Origin of the sequence: Spiroplasma endosymbiont of Lariophagus distinguendus (genome assembly GCF_023846195.1) — a bacterium.
In the GTDB taxonomy this organism is placed as follows: domain Bacteria; phylum Bacillota_I; class Bacilli_A; order Mycoplasmatales; family VBWQ01; genus Spiroplasma_E.
The window spans coordinates 1-831 of sequence record NZ_JALMUW010000145.1 but is presented as its reverse complement, the minus strand read 5'-3'; the positions used below and the strand labels follow the sequence as shown (position 1 = coordinate 831).

Annotated in this window: 1 protein-coding gene; it reads left to right on the top strand. The window is 23.6% G+C overall.

The features are described from left to right. On the top strand, nucleotides 1-745 hold a 745-nt coding region (locus M0D11_RS06190), incomplete at its 5' end, for a hypothetical protein (protein WP_252321070.1). Between the last annotated feature and the right edge of the window lie 86 nt (nucleotides 746-831).

Here is an 831-nt window from a genome sequence, read left to right as displayed (position 1 = left end):
ATTAGATCCTATTAAAGCACAAAGTTGATATTATGGAGTTCCTAGTGTTTTAACTGGTTCTATATTTGCAAGATATTTAGATAAACTTAAAACTGAATTAGATTTTAATGTTAATGAAATAGTTGGTGGTTTAGATTTAGGTTTTGCTACAAGTTCACAAGCACATCCTACTGTTGCTGTTTTATGTTTTATTGGTGAAAATGAAAAAACTAGAAGAATACATCAAGAAAGTGAATTTTATCATAGTAATGCAATAATGAAATTTAAAGATACTTATGAATTAGCAAATAATATTATTGATTATTATTTAGATGAAAGTATTAAATTTCAAGCAATGAAATTTGGATTTACTTGTTATGTTGATTATGGTAGTGGTGGATTAGCAGTTATTGATATTTTAAAAAAAGAAGTAGAAAAAAGAAAAATTAATTGATTAAATTTTACTCCAGTAGATAAAACTACAATGTATTTAAGAGATAGAATTGATTGAGATACTATTTGTATGATTAAAGGTATATTAAGTATTAATTGAAAAAAATGCCCTAATACACATGAAGAATTATCAAAAATGCAATGATTAGCAAAATCTAAATTAGAAAATTCAAATAATGAACCACAAATGCTTGATTTATATGATAATTGTTGAGACGCAAGAATGTATGCTTCAATGCATAAAATGAAATGATTAATTAATAATATTGATAATGAATTATTAATTAATAAAAATAAATTTGGAGAGTGATAAAAATGAATAATCCATTAGAATATCTTTCTTGTAATAGAAGAGAATGATATAGTGATATTCCTATGAGAATTGCTCAAAAATCAACT